The following is a 16,526-nucleotide window of genomic DNA, read 5'->3' as shown; positions in this document are numbered from 1 at the left end:
AATAAATATGTTAAATCTTTGTTAAAAATCTGTTTAAAAAAAATAAAAATTTTATGAAAAAAGTTTTAAACTTAAAGCATAATTAATAGAAACCAGAACATAGATATTCTGAAATTTTTTCTGAAAGTTTTTCCTGCTTTTGCCAATCACCAAAAAGCAACCCTTTACCAAGAAGTTTATTTATAACTCTAAAAAGCTCTTTATCAATTTTACCAGGTTTTTCATAGGCAAAAGGGGTCTGAGGAAGTGGCATAAAGGTATGAGCATGAATAATAGCTCCCATTTGGGTTAAATCTTTTATAACTTTTATAGTTTTTTTAACATCTTCTTCTGTTTCTCCTGGTAAACCAAAAATAAAATCAACTTTAGCCTTGAGTCCAGCTTTGATAGTAAGCTTAACAGCTGTATAAACATCTTCTACAGTATGCCCTCTATGGCATAAATCAAGAATTTTTTGACTTCCTGATTGAGCTCCTATAACCAAATTATCATTATTGCAATATCTCAAAACCAGTTCCAAAGTTTCCTTAGTAACATGTTCAGGTCTGACCTCAGAGGGAAAAGAACCAAAAAATATGCGACCATTTGTTCCTATGATTTTGCGAATATTTTTAAGTAAAGACTCAAGAGCTTCTAAATTTAGAATTTTTCCATCAGAAGAGCCATAACTAAAGGCATTAGGAGTAATAAATCTTATATCTGTAAGATTTCTGCTTTTGAGTATCTCTACAATTTCACAAATTTTTTCTATGCTTCTATGTCTTACTTTGGTTCCAAAAATACGAGAAGTTTGACAAAAATAACAGGCAAAGGGACAACCTCTGGTGATCTCTATAGGTCCAAATCTTTTAAACTTAAGACTAAAAGGCAGAAATTTATCAAGATTTATATTCTTTCTCTTTCCTGTAAAAATAATCCTGTTATCTTTTAAAAAAGCAATTCCTTTTATATAAAAAAAATCCCTTTTTTCTAAAAGAGCTCTACAAAATTCTAAGAAAGTTTCTTCTCCTTCTCTTAAAACTACAAGATCAGCTCCTGCTTTTAAAGTTCTCTCAGGATCCCCTGTAGGATGAGGACCCCCTGCTATGATAAAAACTTTTTTGTCAAATTCCTTTTTGACCTTTTTTATAAGATCAAAAAATTCCCAAAGCTGAGGTGTAAAAAAAGATAGAGCTAAAATTATTTGAGAATAAAAATTTTTAATTTGAGAAAGGACTTTGAAAACCTCTCTTCTGTTTTCACAGAGAAAAATTTCTATTTCTTTTAATAGATATTTCTGAGTTTCAAGAGCTCCTAAAATAGCATTAAAACTGTATCTATTTAAGCGGGAAAGATATATTACAAGAGCTATATTTTTAAGCATCAAGCCAAAATTTTTAAAATTTCTTCTATTTTCTCCATAAAGAAATCTATTTCTCTATAGCTTATAATTAAAGGTGGAGAAATGCGCAAAATGTTAGATTTTGGAGTAGTGGTTAAAATTTTTTGTTCCAAAAGTTTTTGATAGATCTTTTTAACCTCTACATGAAATTCTATTCCTATAAGAAGCCCGAGCCCTCTTACTTCTTTTATAAGCTGAGGATATTTTTCTTTTAAAGTTTCAAATTTATCTTTGATTATCTTTCCTTTGAGTCTTACCTCCTCTAAGAATAGTGGATCGGAAACTATTTCAAGAACTTTTAAAGCTACTGCACAGGCTAAAGGATTTCCTCCAAATGTTGAAGCATGAGTCCCAGGTTTTAGAGCGGAGATAACTTCATCCTTAGCCAGCATAGCAGAAAGAGGCATACCATTAGCCAAAGCTTTGGCAAGACACATTATATCTGGCTCTATTTCAAAATGTTCATAAGCAAAGAGTTTACCTGTTCTGCCTATTCCTGTTTGAATTTCATCAAAAATAAGCAAAGCTTTATATTTTTCGCAAAGCTCTTTGGCGGTTTTTATAAAATCTTTTTCCAAGGGATAAACACCACCTTCTCCTTGAATAGGTTCCATAATAATAGCACATACTTTTTCATTAAAAGCAGATTTTAAGGCTTTTTTATTATTAGCAGGAATAAAAGTTATTCCTGGGACTAAAGGCTCAAAACCCTCCCAATATTTAGGTTGTCCTGTAACAGAAAGAGCTCCATAGGTTCTTCCATGAAAGGAGTTATATAAAGCTATAAATTGATTTTTTTCTTTACCAAAATTTTCATAAGCCCATCTTCTGGCAAGCTTTAAAGCTGCTTCTACTGCTTCAGCACCGCTGTTTGCAAAAAATACTTTATCTCCACAGGAATTTTCTACAAGCTTTTGGGCAAGTTGGGTCTGAGGTTCAGTATAATAAAGATTTGAAGTATGCCAAAGCTTTTCAGCCTGCTCTTTTAAAACTTTTACCAGTTCAGGATGTGTATGTCCTAAATTACAAACTGCGATTCCTGAAGTAAGATCTAAATATTCTTCTCCATCTTCTGTAAAAAGCCTTGTTCCGAATCCTCTAATAAAAGCTATAGGTTCTCTCTTATAATTTCCAGCTAAAAAAAGTTCTCCCATTTCTACAAGATAGCCCATAAGTTTTCTCCTTTTAAAATAAATTAAAGAAGGATTTTTTAATGATATCAAAAATATATTAAATTACAAGACTTTATCTTTTCCAGAATTGACCCTGTATAGTTTTCAGTATTTTGAATTTTCTATCCTCAAATTAGGAAGTGCCCAACTAATTATAGAATTTTCACCAAAGGATTGGAGACTCCCTATATTTAAAATTATGTGATATATTTTAAAACTATAATGAAAATTAAAGAAAAATTAGAAGATTTTATAGTTTATGAAATAGCAGATATTTTCCCAGAAGGTAAAGGTGATTTTTCTCTCTATCTTCTTAAAAAATATAATATATCTACTTGGGATGCTCTTGGGAAAATAGCCAAAAAATTGAGAATTTCCATGGATTCCATAGGATTTGGTGGATTAAAAGATAAAAAAGCCATATCTCATCAATTTATAACTATTAAAAAAGGTCCTAAAAAGGATATTAAAACTAAAGAATATGAGCTGATATATCTTGGACAAACTACCAAACCCATGTCCAAGGATTTTCTTTTAGGAAACAAGTTTGAAGTTATTATAAGAAGTTTTTCTGTAGATGAAATAAAATTTAATAAAGAAGTCTCCTTAATAAAGCAATATGGACTGCCTAATTACTTTGATGAACAAAGATTTGGCTCTGTTAAAAACTCTAAGGAGTTTGCAGTAAAAGAAATTATAAAAGGTAATTACGAAAAAGCTCTTTATCTAATGCTTGCAGAGGGTAGCCCTGCAGATATTCAAAAAACAAGAAAATTGAGGAACTGTCTAAAGAAATATTGGGGAAATTTTAAAGAATGTTTAGAATTTGCTAAAATTAAATGGGAAAAGGAACTCCTGCAATTTTTGATAGAACATAAACCCTCCAAACGCACTTTTAAAAGGGCTTTGAATTTGGTAGATAAAGAATATTTATTTTTTTTAGGAAATGCTTATCAGAGCTATTTATGGAATGAAATTCTAAAAGAAATTTTAAAAATACTTGAAATACCATATTTTAAAGTTCCTTATCTTCTTGGAAACTTCTATTTTTATAAGGAAGTCCATGAAGAAAAATGGGAAATTTTAAGATCTTTGAAACTTCCTCTTCCTGCTCCTAAATTAAATTTTAAAAAAGAAACAACTTCTTTAAATCTATCTCAAATCTATGATGAAATCTGTCAGAGAGAAGGTTTTTCTGGTTTAAAAAATTTGAGGACCTTTATAAGAGGACTTATTTTTAAAACTTATCCCAGACCTGCTGTAGTATTTCCAGAAGATATAGACTGGCAAAAATTGGATAATAGTACTGTAAAACTTGTTTTCTTTTTAGAAAAAGGTTCTTATGCTACTTTAGTTATCAAAAGACTTTATTATGGTTATCAGAATTCCTAATTGGCTTGGTGATGCCTTAATGGCAACTCCTGTTTATTATAATCTTTCTCAAATGGAGAAAATATATCTATTCGGTCCTCCCCAAATAGTTGATCTTTTTAAAAATTTCCCAAATACAAAAATTATTTATTATAGAAAGGAAGAAACAAAAGAAAATTTAAATGTTTTAAAACCGCTTAAAAACGAGATAGGACTTCTTTTACCAAACTCCTTTTCTTCTGCCTGGCTTTTTTTTAGAGCAAGACTTAAAGAAAGATGGGGCTATGCTACAGATTTGAGAAGCTTTCTTTTAACCAGAAGAGTAAAACCTCCCAAAAATAAACTTCATCAGCGAGATTATTACTTAAATCTTTTAAAATCTTTAGAACTCCCTTGTGATTTTAAAGAGCTAATTTTGCCTTTGGATGAGGAAATTTTAAAGAAGGCTAAGATGCTTTTAAAAGGAGTTGATGAACCTTTTATTGTGCTTGCACCAGGTGCTGCTTATGGGCCTGCCAAAATGTGGCCTAAGGAGTATTATAGAGCTTTAGCTAAGGACCTGACAAGGTTAGGATACGCAATAGTTATTGCAGGAGGGGTTAAAGAAAAAGAAATCGGAGATTTTATAAAAGATAATTCTCCTCAAATTTATAATCTTTGCGGAAAAACAGATTTATTAACTGTAGCAGGAATTTTTTCCCTGGCAAAATTGGTGATATCTAATGACTCAGGGCTAATGCATCTGGCAGCAGCCTTAAAAATTCCGCAAATTGCTATTTTTGGATCAACTGATCCAGAAGCTACAGGTCCTTTAAATCCAAATGCTATAATTTTAAAAAAAGAACTTTCCTGTAGTCCATGCTTTGAGAGAACATGCAAATATGGACATTACAATTGCTTAAAGTCTATCGCAGTAGAAGAAGTTATTAGTTCTATTTCAGAACTAATAACTTGAAAAGTTTCATATTTCCAATCTACAACTTTTACAAAGTTACAAGATATACTTTCAAAGCTACATCAAAACATCCAGACTCTGAAACAGAAATAACCAGTTTCCAAACTGTCACATTTTCTCTTCTGTAATTTTTTATAATTTTTAAAAATTTCAAAATAGAATAAAATCGTTTAGTTTTTCAGCTTTCTGTAATATTTCTGGATCTCCTGCCATTTTTCCCAGGCTTTACCTGATTCTATTAACTGTTTAGCCTTCTTAATGCCTCCCTTAAAATCTATAGACTTTTCACAGAGATAAAGAGCTCCTCCAAGATTTAAAAGGAACATATCCATAATAGGTCCTTCTTGTTCACCTTTTAAGACTCTTTCCAAGATCTTTTTGCTTTCTTCAGGACTTTTTACCTCAAGCTCTGATAGATCTTCACACCTTTCAAAACCAAATTTTTCTGGATCTTCATAATAAGTGGTAATTTTTTCATCTCTAAGCTCTGAAATCTTAGTAGAACCTGTAATTGTGATTTCATCAAATCCTTCCTCTCCAAAAACTACTAAAGCCCTTTTTACTCCTATGCTATCAAGAACATAAGCTATTTTTTCTGTAAATAAAAAGTTATATACTCCTAAAAGCTGATAATTAGGTTTAGCTGGATTTAAAAGTGGTCCTAAAACATTAAAGATGGTTCTTCCTAAACGTTTTCTTATAGGAGTAATTTTTTTAAAAGCTGGATGATAAATAGGAGCAAAAAGAAAGGCAAATCCTATTTCTTCTAAAGCCTGAGCTGAAGCCTCAGGTGAAAGATCTATGGGTATTCCGCAAACCTCAAGAAGATCAGCACTCCCGCATTTGCTTGAAATAGACCTGTTTCCATGTTTTGCTACATAGATCCCTTCCTCTGCAGAAAGAGCAATAGCCACAGCTGTAGAAAAATTAAAACTATTTTTCTGGTCTCCTCCTGTTCCGCAAGTATCCACTATAATTGCATCTTCCGGCAATTTATGAGGTAAAGGAGTCATAACTTCTCTATAAGCAAGCACTGCTCCAGTAATTTCCTGCCAAGTCTCTCCTTTTTTTTGTAAAAAATCTAAAAATTTCTCTACTTCCTCTTCATTAAAATTTTGTGTAGCTATTTTTTTAAAAACTTCATAAGATTCCTTCTTAGTAAGACTTTGTCCTTCTTTAAGTTTAACTATAGCTTCTTTGATCTCCATTAAATTTTAACCTCCTATATCCATTTTATTGATTAATAAACTTGGACTGCCCGTGCTTCCATAAAATTTAAGATCTGATCCTATTTCTATTATATTATTAAATAATTCAAAAAAATTTCCAGATAAAGCCATTTCAGAAAAATAATCTACTGGCTCTCCGTTTTTGTAGTAAATTCCTGAAACTCCCAAAGAAAAATCTCCGGAGATAGGATCTGATGTGTGAGCACCTAAAATTTCCAAAACTTCAAAAACTTCAGTATTTAAATTCAGAAGTTCTTTTTGAGTTAAAACTCCTTTTTCTATATAAAAATTGGTAGAAGATACCTTAGGAAAAGTGGTAAAATCAGGTCTTCTTGCATTGCCTGCTCTTATATTTGAAAAACCTCTTTTTTCTGCTTCTTTTTTCCAAAAAGTATCAAATAGGAATTCTTTAACTACTCCTTTTTCCACCAAAACTTTTTTATTTTGGGCCTCTCCTTCATCATCAAAAGGTCTGCTTTCAGGCAAATCAGGATTTATACCATCATCGTATAAAGTTAGTTTTTCTGAAAAAACTTTTTTCCCAAGTTTATCTTTCAAATAAGATCTGCCTTTTAAAACCTCATCTCCTAAAAAAGCAAATTCTAATAAATCTAAAAACTCTACACTAATAAAAGGTGGAAATAAAACAGGAATTTTCAAACTTTTACCTTTTTTAGCTTTAGATAAAGCCAAAGTTTTTTTGCAGGCTAAAAATGCTCTTTCTTTAATCTCTGTTAAATCCAATTTCGTATCTTCTAACCATTCATAAGCAGAGGCTTCTTTTTCATTATTTTTGGCTACTACAGAAATTATAAAACTATAAAAAGGAACTTCCCAACTAAACTTCAAGTCTTTTCTTAAAAGAATATATTTATTTGTTCCACAAGAAAGTTTTAATTTTTCTATTCTTTTTATAGCAGAATCAAAATCAAAGAGCTCTTCTTCAACTTCATTAAGTATATTTAAAATTTCATCAAAAGTTAAGAAATGAAAAGTTTTAGGAGAAATTTCAGGGTATTTAGAGGGTTTTGGGAAAACCGTTGGAACTCCATGTTCAGATAAAACTTTAGCCTTTAAACAAGTTTCTTCTATACTTACAGGATTTAAAAAGGTGTTATAAGATAGCCCAGCTTTTCCATTTTTATTTAAATATCTAACTGTAAAGGTTTGTTCATTGTATCTTTCTTTTAAAAAGATTTTACCGTCTCTTTTTTCTACTTCTATACCTTCTTCTAATTCTATCCAAAATTCTACAGACTGAGCTTCTTTTTTTAATAAATTTTTTATAATTTCTTCCATAAGTCTATTTTAAAATGCTTTTTCCTGCAAAAATAGCAGTATTTCCGAGAAATTCTTCTATTCTTAAAAGCTGATTATATTTTGCTATTCTCTCGCCTCTGGCAGGAGCACCTGTTTTAATCTGTCCTGTATTCAAAGCTACTGCTAAATCTGCAATAAAAGTATCCTCTGTTTCTCCAGAACGATGAGAAATCATACAATTCCAGTTGTATTTATAAGCAAGTTCTACTGCAGAGATAGTCTCTGTTAAAGTTCCAATCTGATTTAGTTTAATAAGCACTGCATTAGCTAATTTTTCGTCAATCCCCCATTTTATTTTTTTAGGATTAGTTACAAAGATATCATCTCCTACAATTTGAAATTTTTTTCCAAGCTTTTCTGTTATGAGTTTAAATCCCTCAGGATCATCCTCAGCAAAAGGATCTTCAATAGAAATAATAGGATAATTATTTACCAGCTTTTCATAATATTCTACCATTTCTTCTTTGGTCAATTTTTTGCCAAGCCCTGGAAGATGATACACACCATCTTTATAAAGTTCTGAAGCAGCTACATCAAGAGCTATAGCTATATCATCACCTGGTTTATAACCCGCTTTTTCTATAGCTTTAGTAAGAAATTCTAAAGCCTCTTCAGGAGAACCGATTTGAGGAGCAAAACCTCCTTCATCTCCTATAGAAACGCTTAAACCTTTTTCTTTAAGAAGACTCTTTAAAGCATGATATGTTTCTGATCCCATTCTAAAAGCTTCTGCAAAATTAGGTGCTCCCCAAGGAGCAATCATAAATTCTTGAAAATCCAGAGGATTGTCCGCATGAACTCCGCCATTAAGCACATTCATAAAAGGCACTGGAAGAGTCCTTGCTCTTAAACCTCCTATATAAGCAAACAAAGGTACCCCAAATTCTTCTGCTGTAGCTCTGGCACAGGCTAAGGATACTCCTAAAATAGCATTGGCACCAAGCTTAGATTTATTTTCTGTTCCATCAAGTTCACAGAGAAGCTGATCTATTTCAGTCTGCTTAGAAGATTCCAAGCCTTCCAATTGAGGAGCAATAATCTCATTTACATTAAATACTGCTTTTTGAACTCCTTTTCCAAAAAATCTTTTTAAATCACCGTCTCTTAATTCTAAAGCTTCATGTTTACCTGTAGAAGCTCCTGAGGGAATAGCTGCTCTCCCAAAAAATCCACTCTCTAACCAAACTTCTACCTCAACTGTAGGATTTCCTCTGGAATCAAGAATTTCACGAGCTTTAATATATGCAATTTTACCCATTGTTAAACCTCCTTAAGAAAAATTTTCCTTAATAAAACTTTTTATTTCTTCCCAATAGATTGGCTTGGTACCTATCTTACCAACTACTATTCCTGCTGCTATATTAGCCAGCTCTAAAGCTTTTTCTATAGGTAACTTAGCAGCATAAAATGCTCCAAGAGAAGCAATTACTGTATCTCCTGCTCCTGAAACATCATACACCTCTTTAGCCTGTGCAGGTAAATATTTAAAACCTCTTTCAGGATGATAAAAAAATATTCCATCTTTTCCCAAAGTGACTACCAAAAAATCCAAATTGTATCTATCTATCAATTCCTTTGCAGATTTTTCCAAATCATCCTGAGGTAGATTTTCTTTAAAAGCTGTGTTTTTAAATTCTTTTAAATTGGGAGTTATAGCAGTAGCCCCTTCATATTTTTTCCAATCTATACTTTTAGGATCTACCAAAACAAACCTACCTTTTCTTCTGGCTTCACCTATTAACCAAGAGCAAAAACTTGCAGATAAAAACATCCCTTTAGCATAATCTGAAATAATTACACCATCTACCTTTTCTAAAATCTCTTCATATATCTCTTGAAAGCGCTTCATTAATTTTTTATTTAAAGGAGCTCTTTCTTCTAAATCTATACGTAAAAGATGCTGAGAATAGGCAATTATTCTGGTTTTAAGAGTGGTAGGTCTTGATTTGTCTTCCAGAATCCCCTTTATACCTATTTTTTCTTTTTGAGCAAGTTCTTTTAAAATTTTTCCTTTATCATCTTCACCTACAATTCCCATTAATTCCACCTGAACATTTAAACCTCTCAAATTAGCTGCTACATTGGCAGCTCCACCAAGGCTATAATAAGTTTCTTTCAAATCAAAAACAGGAACAGGAGCCTCTGGAGAAATGCGATTTACCTCTCCTAAAAAATATCTATCAAGAATACAATCTCCTACTACTAAAAGCTTTACTTTACTAAGTCTTTCTTCAAGTTTTTCTAAATTTAAAGATTTCATTTTTGAATAATCAGTCTTATTCTAAAGTTTTTTCTTGGGTTTTCATTTTTTGACAAATTTTTGGTTTTTTGTTTTGTTTTTTTCTTCTGGTAGAGATAAAATAGGTAATCCTGCTAATTCTCTAATTTGTCTTTCAATTTCTTGGGCAAGCTGTTTATTCTCTTTTAAATATTTTCTGACATTTTCTCTGCCCTGACCCAAACGTTCTCCTTTATAAGAATACCAAGCTCCACTTCTTTCAATAATTCCCATAGCAAGACCAAGATCTATTAATTCAGATTCCTTGGAAATTCCTTCTCCAAAATAAATATCAAATTCTACTTCTTTAAATGGAGGAGCTAATTTATTTTTAACTATTTTAACTCTGGCTCTATGCCCTAAGATCTGTGTTCCTTCTTTAATTGTTCCTATCCTTTTTATTTCCATTCTCAGAGAGGCAAAAAATTTTAAAGCCATTCCACCAGTGGTAGTTTCAGCAGGTCCTCCATATCCTCCCATACCTATTTTCATTCTGGTTTGATTAATAAAAACCACAGCGGTATTACTTTTAGAAATAGCAGCTGTTAATTTTCTCATAGCTTTTGACATGAGACGCGCTTGAAGACCAACCTGTTGAGTATCCATTTCTCCTTCAAGTTCAGCTTTGGGAACAAGAGCTGCTACAGAATCCACTACAATAATATCTACAGCTCCACTTCTTGCTAAAATTTCTGCAATTTCTAAAGCCTGTTCTCCTGTGTCAGGCTGAGAAATAAGCAAATCATCCACATTCACTCCTAAATTTTTAGCATAATGAACATCTAAAGCATGCTCAGCATCTATAAAAGCAGCCACTCCTCCTGATTTTTGAGCTTCAGCTACAGTATGCAGAGCTAAAGTCGTTTTTCCTGAAGCTTCAGCACCATAAATTTCTGTAATCCTACCTCTGGGAATGCCCCCTATTCCTGTAGCAATATCTAAGCTTAAAGAACCAGTAGGAATAACCTCTACCTCTATTTTTTTACCTGATTCTCCAAGCTTCATTATAGAGCCTTTTCCAAATTGCTTTTCAATCTGAGATATAGCTGCCTCTACAGCTTTCTTCTTATCCAAAGCCTCCATCTAAATAAGCCTCCTTTTTCTTAACATTTTTATAATCTTACCATAAAAAATTTTTGCTAAAAAGTCAAGTAAAATAATTCTTAAATTTTTTGATTGTTATTCTAAATATAAGCCTGAAGAAATTTTTAATAACAGCAAAAATTGTCTTAAATAGTTTATTATATTATATTATATCTTATGGGAAAAGATCCTTGGTTTGACAAATGGGCAAAAAAAGCTAAACAGTTAGGTTATCCTGCACGTTCTGTTTTTAAGCTTATGGAAATTCAAGAAAAATACCATCTTATCAAAAAGGGGAACATTGTTTTAGATTTAGGAGCTGCTCCTGGCTCTTGGTCTAAATATGCTTGTAAATTAGTAGGCTCTGAAGGTAAAGTAATAGGTGTTGATCTGCAGGAGATCAAAATAAATTTGCCAAATTTTTTCTTTATTCAAAAAGATGTTTATGAACTTTCTGAAGAAGATTTTAAACCCTTTGGTGTTAAAAGCTTTGATGTAATCTTGAGTGACATGGCTCCTAAAACCACAGGAGATAAATTCGGAGATCACATAAGGTCTGTTAGATTAGTAGAAAAAGCCTTAGAGCTTGCTTTAAAATTTTTAAAATTTAATAGACCATTTTTAGCTAAGGTATTTGAAGGGCAAAACCTGCCTTTACTCAAAAAGCAAATTGAAAAATACTTTAAAAGTGTTAAACTTTTTAAACCAAAAAGCTCAAGAAAAGAAAGCAAAGAACTTTTTATTATAGCTCAAGGTTTGAAAAGTAGAGGTTAGTTTTGAAAATTATTCATACTTCTGACTGGCACTTAGGAAAAAATTTTTTTGGTAAAAAGCTCACAGAGGAACAGTCTATATTTTTTGAAAAATATTTTTTTCCGTTATTAGAGGATATTAAACCTGATCTTTTAATAATAACAGGAGATATAGTAGATAAACCCAATCCTGATTACGAAACCCAGCAGCTTTTTAAAGATATTCTTTATAATCTTTTTGATAAAAAAATACCTGCTATCTTTATTTTAGGAAATCATGATTCTAAAAGAATAAGTCTTTATAAAGAATTTTTAAGAGATCTTAATCTTATTTTAGTAGATAATCTTAATTATTTTAAAAATCCTTTTGTTTTTGAAAATAGGAAAGGAGAAAAAGCCTATTTTTATATCTTACCCTATTTATCTTTATATGAGCTAAAAGAAAATATGGAAAATTTTTGGCAGGAAGAAATTCAGCGCTTTGCAATTTTTTTTAATTCTAAAAATCAACTTTTTTTAAAAGAACTGATAGAGCTCCTTTTATCTTTTCAAAATTCATTAAAAAGACCTGCTTTCTTATTAGGACATTTTGCTTTAGAAAAAGGAATTTTTACAGGAGAAGAGGTTACTTTGAAATGTATAGGAAGAGAAGAAATTTTTCCTATAAATTTTTTTGAAAAATATGATTTTCTTTTACTTGGGCATTTACATAGATTACAAAAAATTTCTCATAAAGCTTATTATGCAGGTTCTCTTTTACCATATAGTTTTGAAGAGGCAAATTATAATAAGGGAGTATGGTTTTTAGAGCTTAAAAATAATTCTTTAGTAAAAGAAGAAAAAATTTATTTAAACCCCTCTTTTAAAATAAAGACTTTAAAAGGCTATTTTAATGATTTGATAAAATATCCTAAGGATGAAGCCTATATAAAAGTGATTTTAAAAGATGAAATCCCTGTTCTTCATCCCTTTGAAAGACTAAAAACAGTTTTTCCCAACCTTTTGGTTTTAGAATATGAAGAAAAAGATAAAAGTAATGCAAACTATGATTTTAATGCAGATAGTTTAGAAATTTTTGACAAAGCTGAAATTGATTTAAACGAAGAGAAACTTTTTAAAGAATTTTACAAATTAATAGAAGGAAATGAAATAGATGAAAAACTTTTTAAAGTTTTTCAAAAATATTTAGAAAATTTTAATGAAGAATTGAATAAAGAAACTTTATAAAAGGAGGGATACCATGGCTATAAAAGCAATAGTTGCAGGAGCAGCAGGAAGAATGGGAAAGACTATTATCAATTTAATATTTCAAAATCCTGAAATAGATCTGGTTGGAGCGTTTGAACATCCTGAAAATCCAGCTGTAGGGAAAGATGTAGGCGAGGTGGTTGGTCTTCCAAAAACAGGTATTATAATAGAGGATTCCTTAGAAAAAGTTATTGAAAAAGGAGATGTGATTATAGATTTTACTTTTCATAAAGCTTCTGTAGAAAATGCCAGAATTAATGCTAAATATAAAAAAGCTATGGTTATAGGAACTACAGGTTTTACTAAAGATGAATTAGAGGAAGTTCATAATTTAGCCCAAGCTAAATTTCCTTTGGTGCAAGATTATAACATGAGTTCAGGTATAAATCTTCTCTGTAAATTAGTGGAACTTACTGCTAAAGTCCTTTCAGAAGGATATGATATAGAAATCATAGAAGCCCATCATCGTATGAAAAAAGATGCTCCCAGTGGAACAGCTTTAAAACTTGCTAATGTAATAGCTCAGGTGCTTGGAAGAAGTGATAAAGATTATAGATTTTGCAGAGAGGGAATAATAGGAGAAAGACCTGCTAATGAGATAGGTATTCAAACTATTAGAGGTGGAGACATTGTTGGAGAGCATACTGTTATGTTTGCAGGAATAGGAGAGAGAATTGAGCTTACTCATAGAGCAAGTAGTCGTGAAACCTTTGCCAGAGGTGCTATAAGAGCTGCTCTTTGGGTTGTTGGAAAAGCTCCAGGAGTATATACTATGCAGGATGTTTTAGGCTTAAAAAAATCTCTAATATGAGGAGGCTTATGGAAGAGAAAAAATCTTGCCCAACTGCAGAAAGTTTTTTAAAAAATGAGCTAAAAAAACATTCAGGTTTAAAAGATGTTAGATTTGTATTAGCTGTAGGAAGTGGAAAAGGAGGAGTGGGGAAAACCACTGTTTCTGCTCTTTTAGGCTTAGCCTTAAGAGATGCTGGTTATTCAGTTGGTATTTTTGATTTGGATTTCTATGGACCTAATATTAATCTTGTTTTAGGAATTAAAAATAAAAAACCTATTATAGAATTTGGTAAAATTAAACCTGTTTTAGGTGCAGAAAATATTAAATTGGTCAGTTTAGCTTTGATGGTATCTGAAAAAGAACCCATTTTTATGCGTGGACTTTTAGCTACTAAACTACTACAAGAACTGGTTCAAAAAGTTGAATGGGGACCCGTAGACTTCTTGATCCTTGATTTGCCTCCTGGAACAGGTGATATCTTTCTCACCATGCTTGATATTTTTGTGCCAGAAGGATTTATTCTTGTTACAACCTCTCATAAGTTGGCTTTAGCCGATGCTAAAAGAACTGTGGCTATATTAAAAGAAAATAAAATCCCTATTCTGGGAGTAATTAAAAATATGGCTGATTTTTTTGAAGATGAAGGTAGTTTTAATCAATTTTTAGAAGAACAAAGACTCTCGCTTCTATTTGAATTGCCGGTTTTAAAAGAACTTTCCTATAAAGAAAATTTACAAGAAGTTACAGTTTTACCTGAAAGACAAAATCTTTTAAAAGATCTGGGAGATAAAATTTTGGATAGAGTTTTTAGAATTCACTAAGAGGCTTTTGTAAATATGAGTATTTATAAAGATCTTGTAGAAAAAGCCTTACCTCTTGCCAGAGCTAAAAAAATTAAAAGAGTTTGTGTAGGGATTCACTATACCGTAGCTGAGATAGAAAGAGGAGGTGCAGGTCTTGCTTATACTTTTTTTAAAGAAGCTAAATATTGCTGTGAATTAGGAGATGAATTAAACTTCTGGAAAAGCCCTGCTGATATAGTAATAAAAGGTTATCTTTCAGATCATCCTGTAGAAATTTCTGTGGGATTAGCTACTATAAATGCCATTTTTTCTAATAAAAAAGAATTTCTAAAAAATGCTATAAGTGGAGATATATTTTCTGAAATAAAGCTTGAGCCAAGGGATGAAATCTTAATGATAGGATATTTTGAGCCTATATTTAAAAAATTGCAAGGAAAAGTAAAAAAGATATGGCTTTTGGATAAAGCACTGGAAGAAGCTAACTTTAAAATCTCGGATATTGTACATAAGATAAATTTAGCTATAATTACTTCTTCAACCTTAGTAAATAAAACTTTAGAACCTTTACTGGATGAATTAAAGGATGTGCCAGAAGTTTTATTGATGGGACCAAGCACTCCTTTAAATCCAGAGATTTTTAGATTTACTCCTATAACCTGGTTATGCGGGAGCATAGTTAAAGATTCAGAATTTTTATTTCGTAAAATTTGTGAAGGTAAAGGTGCTCCTGCTTTTTTTAAAAGCGGAGTTTTAGAAAAAATAAACATAAGGATTAAAAAATGAACTGGAAACACTATTTGCAAAAAGAATTTTTTTTACCATTTTTTTTATGGATTCTTTTTAGCTTGAGAATTTATCCTTCGGATTTGTTAAAAACCTTTTTAGAATCCGGAAAAATATTTATAGGAAGTGGTTTATATGGATTGGGAATGACCATTATAGCTAATGGTCTGACTGCTAAAATTGCTAAAAAGCATTTTAGTAGAGAGTATTTCATAAAGATTGCCCTTTGGTTAGCTGTTATTACAGCTATATCTGCAAGTCTGGAATTTTATTTTGGATTACGTAGATGATAGGAGTATTTGATTCTGGTTTAGGTGGTCTTACTGTTGTAAAAGAACTTCTTAAACTCCTTCCTCAATACCGACTTATTTATTTTGGAGATACTGCAAGAACTCCTTATGGAACAAAAAGTGCTGAAACTGTTACTCATTATGCTATAGAGATTACCAATTTTCTTCTTAAAAAAGGGGCTAAAATTATTGTAGTAGCTTGTCATACAGTTTCAAGCACTGCCATGCCTGCTCTTAAAGAAATTTTTCCAAAAGTCCCTTTTTTTGAAGTAGTAACTCCCTCTATGAAAAAAGCCTTAAAACTCACTAAAAACAAAAAAATAGGACTTATTGGCACCAGAACTACTGTGGAAAGTGGTATTTATGAAAGACTTTTTAAAGAGGTAGATCCAGAAATTAAACTTTATTCTCAACCTGCCCCTCTTTTAGTTCCTCTTATTGAGGAGGGATGGCTTAAAAAACCTGAAACAAGACGTATTGTTAAAAAATATCTTATTCCTCTTAAAATGCGCGGGATTGACACTTTAATACTCGGATGCACTCATTATCCTTTGATTAAGAAGGTCATTCAGGAAAAGGCAGGAAAAAGAAGAAAACTGGTTGATCCATCTGAAGAAGTAGCTTTAGAGGTAAAAACTTTTATAGAAACACATCCTGAATTTATCAAAGAACTTGCTTCAAATGAAGATCCTGAGATCTATGTTTCTGATATAACCCCAAATTTTGAAAAAATAGCTCAACTTTTTCTGGGAAGAAAGATTACCTTGAAAAAAGTAAATTTAGGTTAAATTTTCAATTCATTTTAAAAATAATTAAAATTGTAACAATAAAACCTAAAAGTTCTTTATCTTTTGATAATTCTACTCAATTTAAAATTCGAAAAAATGCTAATTTTCATTCAGAAATTCAACTTAACAATGTTTACGGACCGGGCCATAATTATAGTTATTATCCAGAAGGTTTAAAGTATCTTTTGGAAAGCAATATTTTCTCTGAAAGGGGAAGGGTTATTTAAATTGTGTCTATGTTATGATAGTATAAAAAATTAAAAGGACTGGGAGGTGAGGG

At 31.4% G+C, this 16,526-nt stretch carries 17 protein-coding genes; 9 read left to right on the top strand and 8 right to left on the bottom strand.

All coding sequences use genetic code 11. The annotated features are described in order from the left end of the window. Window positions 1-82: 82 nt before the first annotated feature. Together CC87_RS05160 and CC87_RS05155 are read right to left on the bottom strand one after the other, a co-directional pair. Window positions 83-1,363 (bottom strand): TIGR04013 family B12-binding domain/radical SAM domain-containing protein, encoded by a 1,281-nt coding sequence (locus CC87_RS05160; RefSeq protein ID WP_038056836.1) that lies wholly within the window; start codon window positions 1,361-1,363, stop codon window positions 83-85. Next, window positions 1,363-2,553 carry an aspartate aminotransferase family protein gene (locus tag CC87_RS05155; RefSeq protein ID WP_051920618.1) on the bottom strand — a complete coding sequence of 397 codons (1,191 nt, stop codon included), beginning with the start codon at window positions 2,551-2,553 and terminating at the stop codon, window positions 1,363-1,365. The genes CC87_RS05160 and CC87_RS05155 overlap by 1 nt, the downstream gene beginning before the upstream one ends. A gap of 222 nt (window positions 2,554-2,775) precedes the next feature. Between CC87_RS05155 and truD the strand changes: the two genes are divergently transcribed. Together truD and waaF are read left to right on the top strand one after the other, a co-directional pair. Next, the gene (gene truD / locus CC87_RS05150; RefSeq protein ID WP_038057066.1) at window positions 2,776-3,945 is read left to right on the top strand and encodes a tRNA pseudouridine(13) synthase TruD; all 1,170 of its coding nucleotides are present in this window, start codon (window positions 2,776-2,778) and stop codon (window positions 3,943-3,945) included. After that, on the top strand, window positions 3,926-4,879 hold the full coding sequence (gene waaF / locus CC87_RS05145) for a lipopolysaccharide heptosyltransferase II (protein ID WP_051920617.1): 954 nt from the start codon (window positions 3,926-3,928) through the stop codon (window positions 4,877-4,879). Before truD ends, waaF begins: the two co-directional genes overlap by 20 nt. A gap of 28 nt (window positions 4,880-4,907) precedes the next feature. On the opposite strand, the gene CC87_RS09315 is transcribed toward waaF, so the two are convergent. The 6 genes from CC87_RS09315 to recA are packed head-to-tail and all read right to left on the bottom strand — an operon-like array spanning window position 4,908 to window position 10,789. Further along, window positions 4,908-5,033, bottom strand: coding sequence for a hypothetical protein (locus CC87_RS09315; RefSeq protein ID WP_281170009.1), 126 nt, complete (start codon window positions 5,031-5,033; stop codon window positions 4,908-4,910). 16 nt (window positions 5,034-5,049) lie between these two features. Further along, window positions 5,050-6,087 (bottom strand): anthranilate phosphoribosyltransferase, encoded by a 1,038-nt coding sequence (trpD, locus tag CC87_RS05140; RefSeq protein WP_038056834.1) that lies wholly within the window; start codon window positions 6,085-6,087, stop codon window positions 5,050-5,052. 6 nt (window positions 6,088-6,093) lie between these two features. After that, window positions 6,094-7,407, bottom strand: coding sequence for a TldD/PmbA family protein (locus CC87_RS08670; protein WP_051920616.1), 1,314 nt, complete (start codon window positions 7,405-7,407; stop codon window positions 6,094-6,096). Between the two features lie 4 nt (window positions 7,408-7,411). Continuing rightward, window positions 7,412-8,686, bottom strand: coding sequence for a phosphopyruvate hydratase (gene eno, locus CC87_RS05130; protein WP_038056832.1), 1,275 nt, complete (start codon window positions 8,684-8,686; stop codon window positions 7,412-7,414). Window positions 8,687-8,698: 12 nt separating this feature from the next. Further along, window positions 8,699-9,688 carry a D-glycero-beta-D-manno-heptose-7-phosphate kinase gene (gene rfaE1, locus CC87_RS05125; RefSeq protein WP_038056830.1) on the bottom strand — a complete coding sequence of 330 codons (990 nt, stop codon included), beginning with the start codon at window positions 9,686-9,688 and terminating at the stop codon, window positions 8,699-8,701. Between the two features lie 42 nt (window positions 9,689-9,730). Beyond that, the gene (recA, locus tag CC87_RS05120; protein ID WP_038056829.1) at window positions 9,731-10,789 is read right to left on the bottom strand and encodes a recombinase RecA; all 1,059 of its coding nucleotides are present in this window, start codon (window positions 10,787-10,789) and stop codon (window positions 9,731-9,733) included. Window positions 10,790-10,966: 177 nt separating this feature from the next. On the opposite strand from recA, the gene CC87_RS05115 reads away from it, so the two are divergent. The 7 genes from CC87_RS05115 to murI are packed head-to-tail and all read left to right on the top strand — an operon-like array spanning window position 10,967 to window position 16,246. Continuing rightward, window positions 10,967-11,563, top strand: coding sequence for an RlmE family RNA methyltransferase (locus CC87_RS05115; RefSeq protein WP_038056828.1), 597 nt, complete (start codon window positions 10,967-10,969; stop codon window positions 11,561-11,563). A gap of 2 nt (window positions 11,564-11,565) precedes the next feature. Next, entirely contained in the window at window positions 11,566-12,768 is a 1,203-nt protein-coding gene (locus CC87_RS05110) for an exonuclease SbcCD subunit D (protein ID WP_038056826.1), read from the top strand. Window positions 12,769-12,781: 13 nt separating this feature from the next. Further along, a complete protein-coding gene (dapB, locus tag CC87_RS05105) occupies window positions 12,782-13,600 on the top strand; it encodes a 4-hydroxy-tetrahydrodipicolinate reductase (protein ID WP_038056824.1) in 819 nt (272 codons plus the stop codon). Window positions 13,601-13,608: 8 nt separating this feature from the next. Beyond that, entirely contained in the window at window positions 13,609-14,403 is a 795-nt protein-coding gene (locus CC87_RS05100; RefSeq protein WP_051920615.1) for a P-loop NTPase, read from the top strand. Window positions 14,404-14,418: 15 nt separating this feature from the next. Then, on the top strand, window positions 14,419-15,168 hold the full coding sequence (locus CC87_RS05095) for a Rossmann-like domain-containing protein (protein WP_038056822.1): 750 nt from the start codon (window positions 14,419-14,421) through the stop codon (window positions 15,166-15,168). After that, on the top strand, window positions 15,165-15,458 hold the full coding sequence (locus CC87_RS05090) for a hypothetical protein (protein WP_038056820.1): 294 nt from the start codon (window positions 15,165-15,167) through the stop codon (window positions 15,456-15,458). Before CC87_RS05095 ends, CC87_RS05090 begins: the two co-directional genes overlap by 4 nt. Further along, window positions 15,455-16,246: a glutamate racemase gene (gene murI / locus CC87_RS05085; RefSeq protein ID WP_038056818.1), complete on the top strand. Its 792-nt coding sequence runs from the start codon at window positions 15,455-15,457 to the stop codon at window positions 16,244-16,246. Before CC87_RS05090 ends, murI begins: the two co-directional genes overlap by 4 nt. Window positions 16,247-16,526: the final 280 nt, after the last annotated feature.

The organism is Thermodesulfobacterium hydrogeniphilum (genome assembly GCF_000746255.1).
Taxonomy (GTDB): domain Bacteria; phylum Desulfobacterota; class Thermodesulfobacteria; order Thermodesulfobacteriales; family Thermodesulfobacteriaceae; genus Thermodesulfobacterium; species Thermodesulfobacterium hydrogeniphilum.
This window is presented reverse-complemented; position numbering and strand designations above follow the sequence as displayed.

Bases quoted from the DNA above. Each gene is read 5' to 3' on its own strand.
- CC87_RS05160 (WP_038056836.1), bottom strand. From the start codon at position 1,363: ATGCTTAAAAATATAGCTCTTGTAATATATCTTTCCCGCTTAAATAGA.
- CC87_RS05155 (WP_051920618.1), bottom strand. From the start codon at position 2,553: ATGGGCTATCTTGTAGAAATGGGAGAACTTTTTTTAGCTGGAAATTAT.
- truD (WP_038057066.1), top strand. From the start codon at position 2,776: ATGAAAATTAAAGAAAAATTAGAAGATTTTATAGTTTATGAAATAGCA.
- waaF (WP_051920617.1), top strand. From the start codon at position 3,926: ATGGTTATCAGAATTCCTAATTGGCTTGGTGATGCCTTAATGGCAACT.
- trpD (WP_038056834.1), bottom strand. From the start codon at position 6,087: ATGGAGATCAAAGAAGCTATAGTTAAACTTAAAGAAGGACAAAGTCTT.
- CC87_RS08670 (WP_051920616.1), bottom strand. From the start codon at position 7,407: ATGGAAGAAATTATAAAAAATTTATTAAAAAAAGAAGCTCAGTCTGTA.
- eno (WP_038056832.1), bottom strand. From the start codon at position 8,686: ATGGGTAAAATTGCATATATTAAAGCTCGTGAAATTCTTGATTCCAGA.
- rfaE1 (WP_038056830.1), bottom strand. From the start codon at position 9,688: ATGAAATCTTTAAATTTAGAAAAACTTGAAGAAAGACTTAGTAAAGTA.
- recA (WP_038056829.1), bottom strand. From the start codon at position 10,789: ATGGAGGCTTTGGATAAGAAGAAAGCTGTAGAGGCAGCTATATCTCAG.
- CC87_RS05115 (WP_038056828.1), top strand. From the start codon at position 10,967: ATGGGAAAAGATCCTTGGTTTGACAAATGGGCAAAAAAAGCTAAACAG.
- dapB (WP_038056824.1), top strand. From the start codon at position 12,782: ATGGCTATAAAAGCAATAGTTGCAGGAGCAGCAGGAAGAATGGGAAAG.
- CC87_RS05100 (WP_051920615.1), top strand. From the start codon at position 13,609: ATGGAAGAGAAAAAATCTTGCCCAACTGCAGAAAGTTTTTTAAAAAAT.
- CC87_RS05095 (WP_038056822.1), top strand. From the start codon at position 14,419: ATGAGTATTTATAAAGATCTTGTAGAAAAAGCCTTACCTCTTGCCAGA.
- CC87_RS05090 (WP_038056820.1), top strand. From the start codon at position 15,165: ATGAACTGGAAACACTATTTGCAAAAAGAATTTTTTTTACCATTTTTT.
- murI (WP_038056818.1), top strand. From the start codon at position 15,455: ATGATAGGAGTATTTGATTCTGGTTTAGGTGGTCTTACTGTTGTAAAA.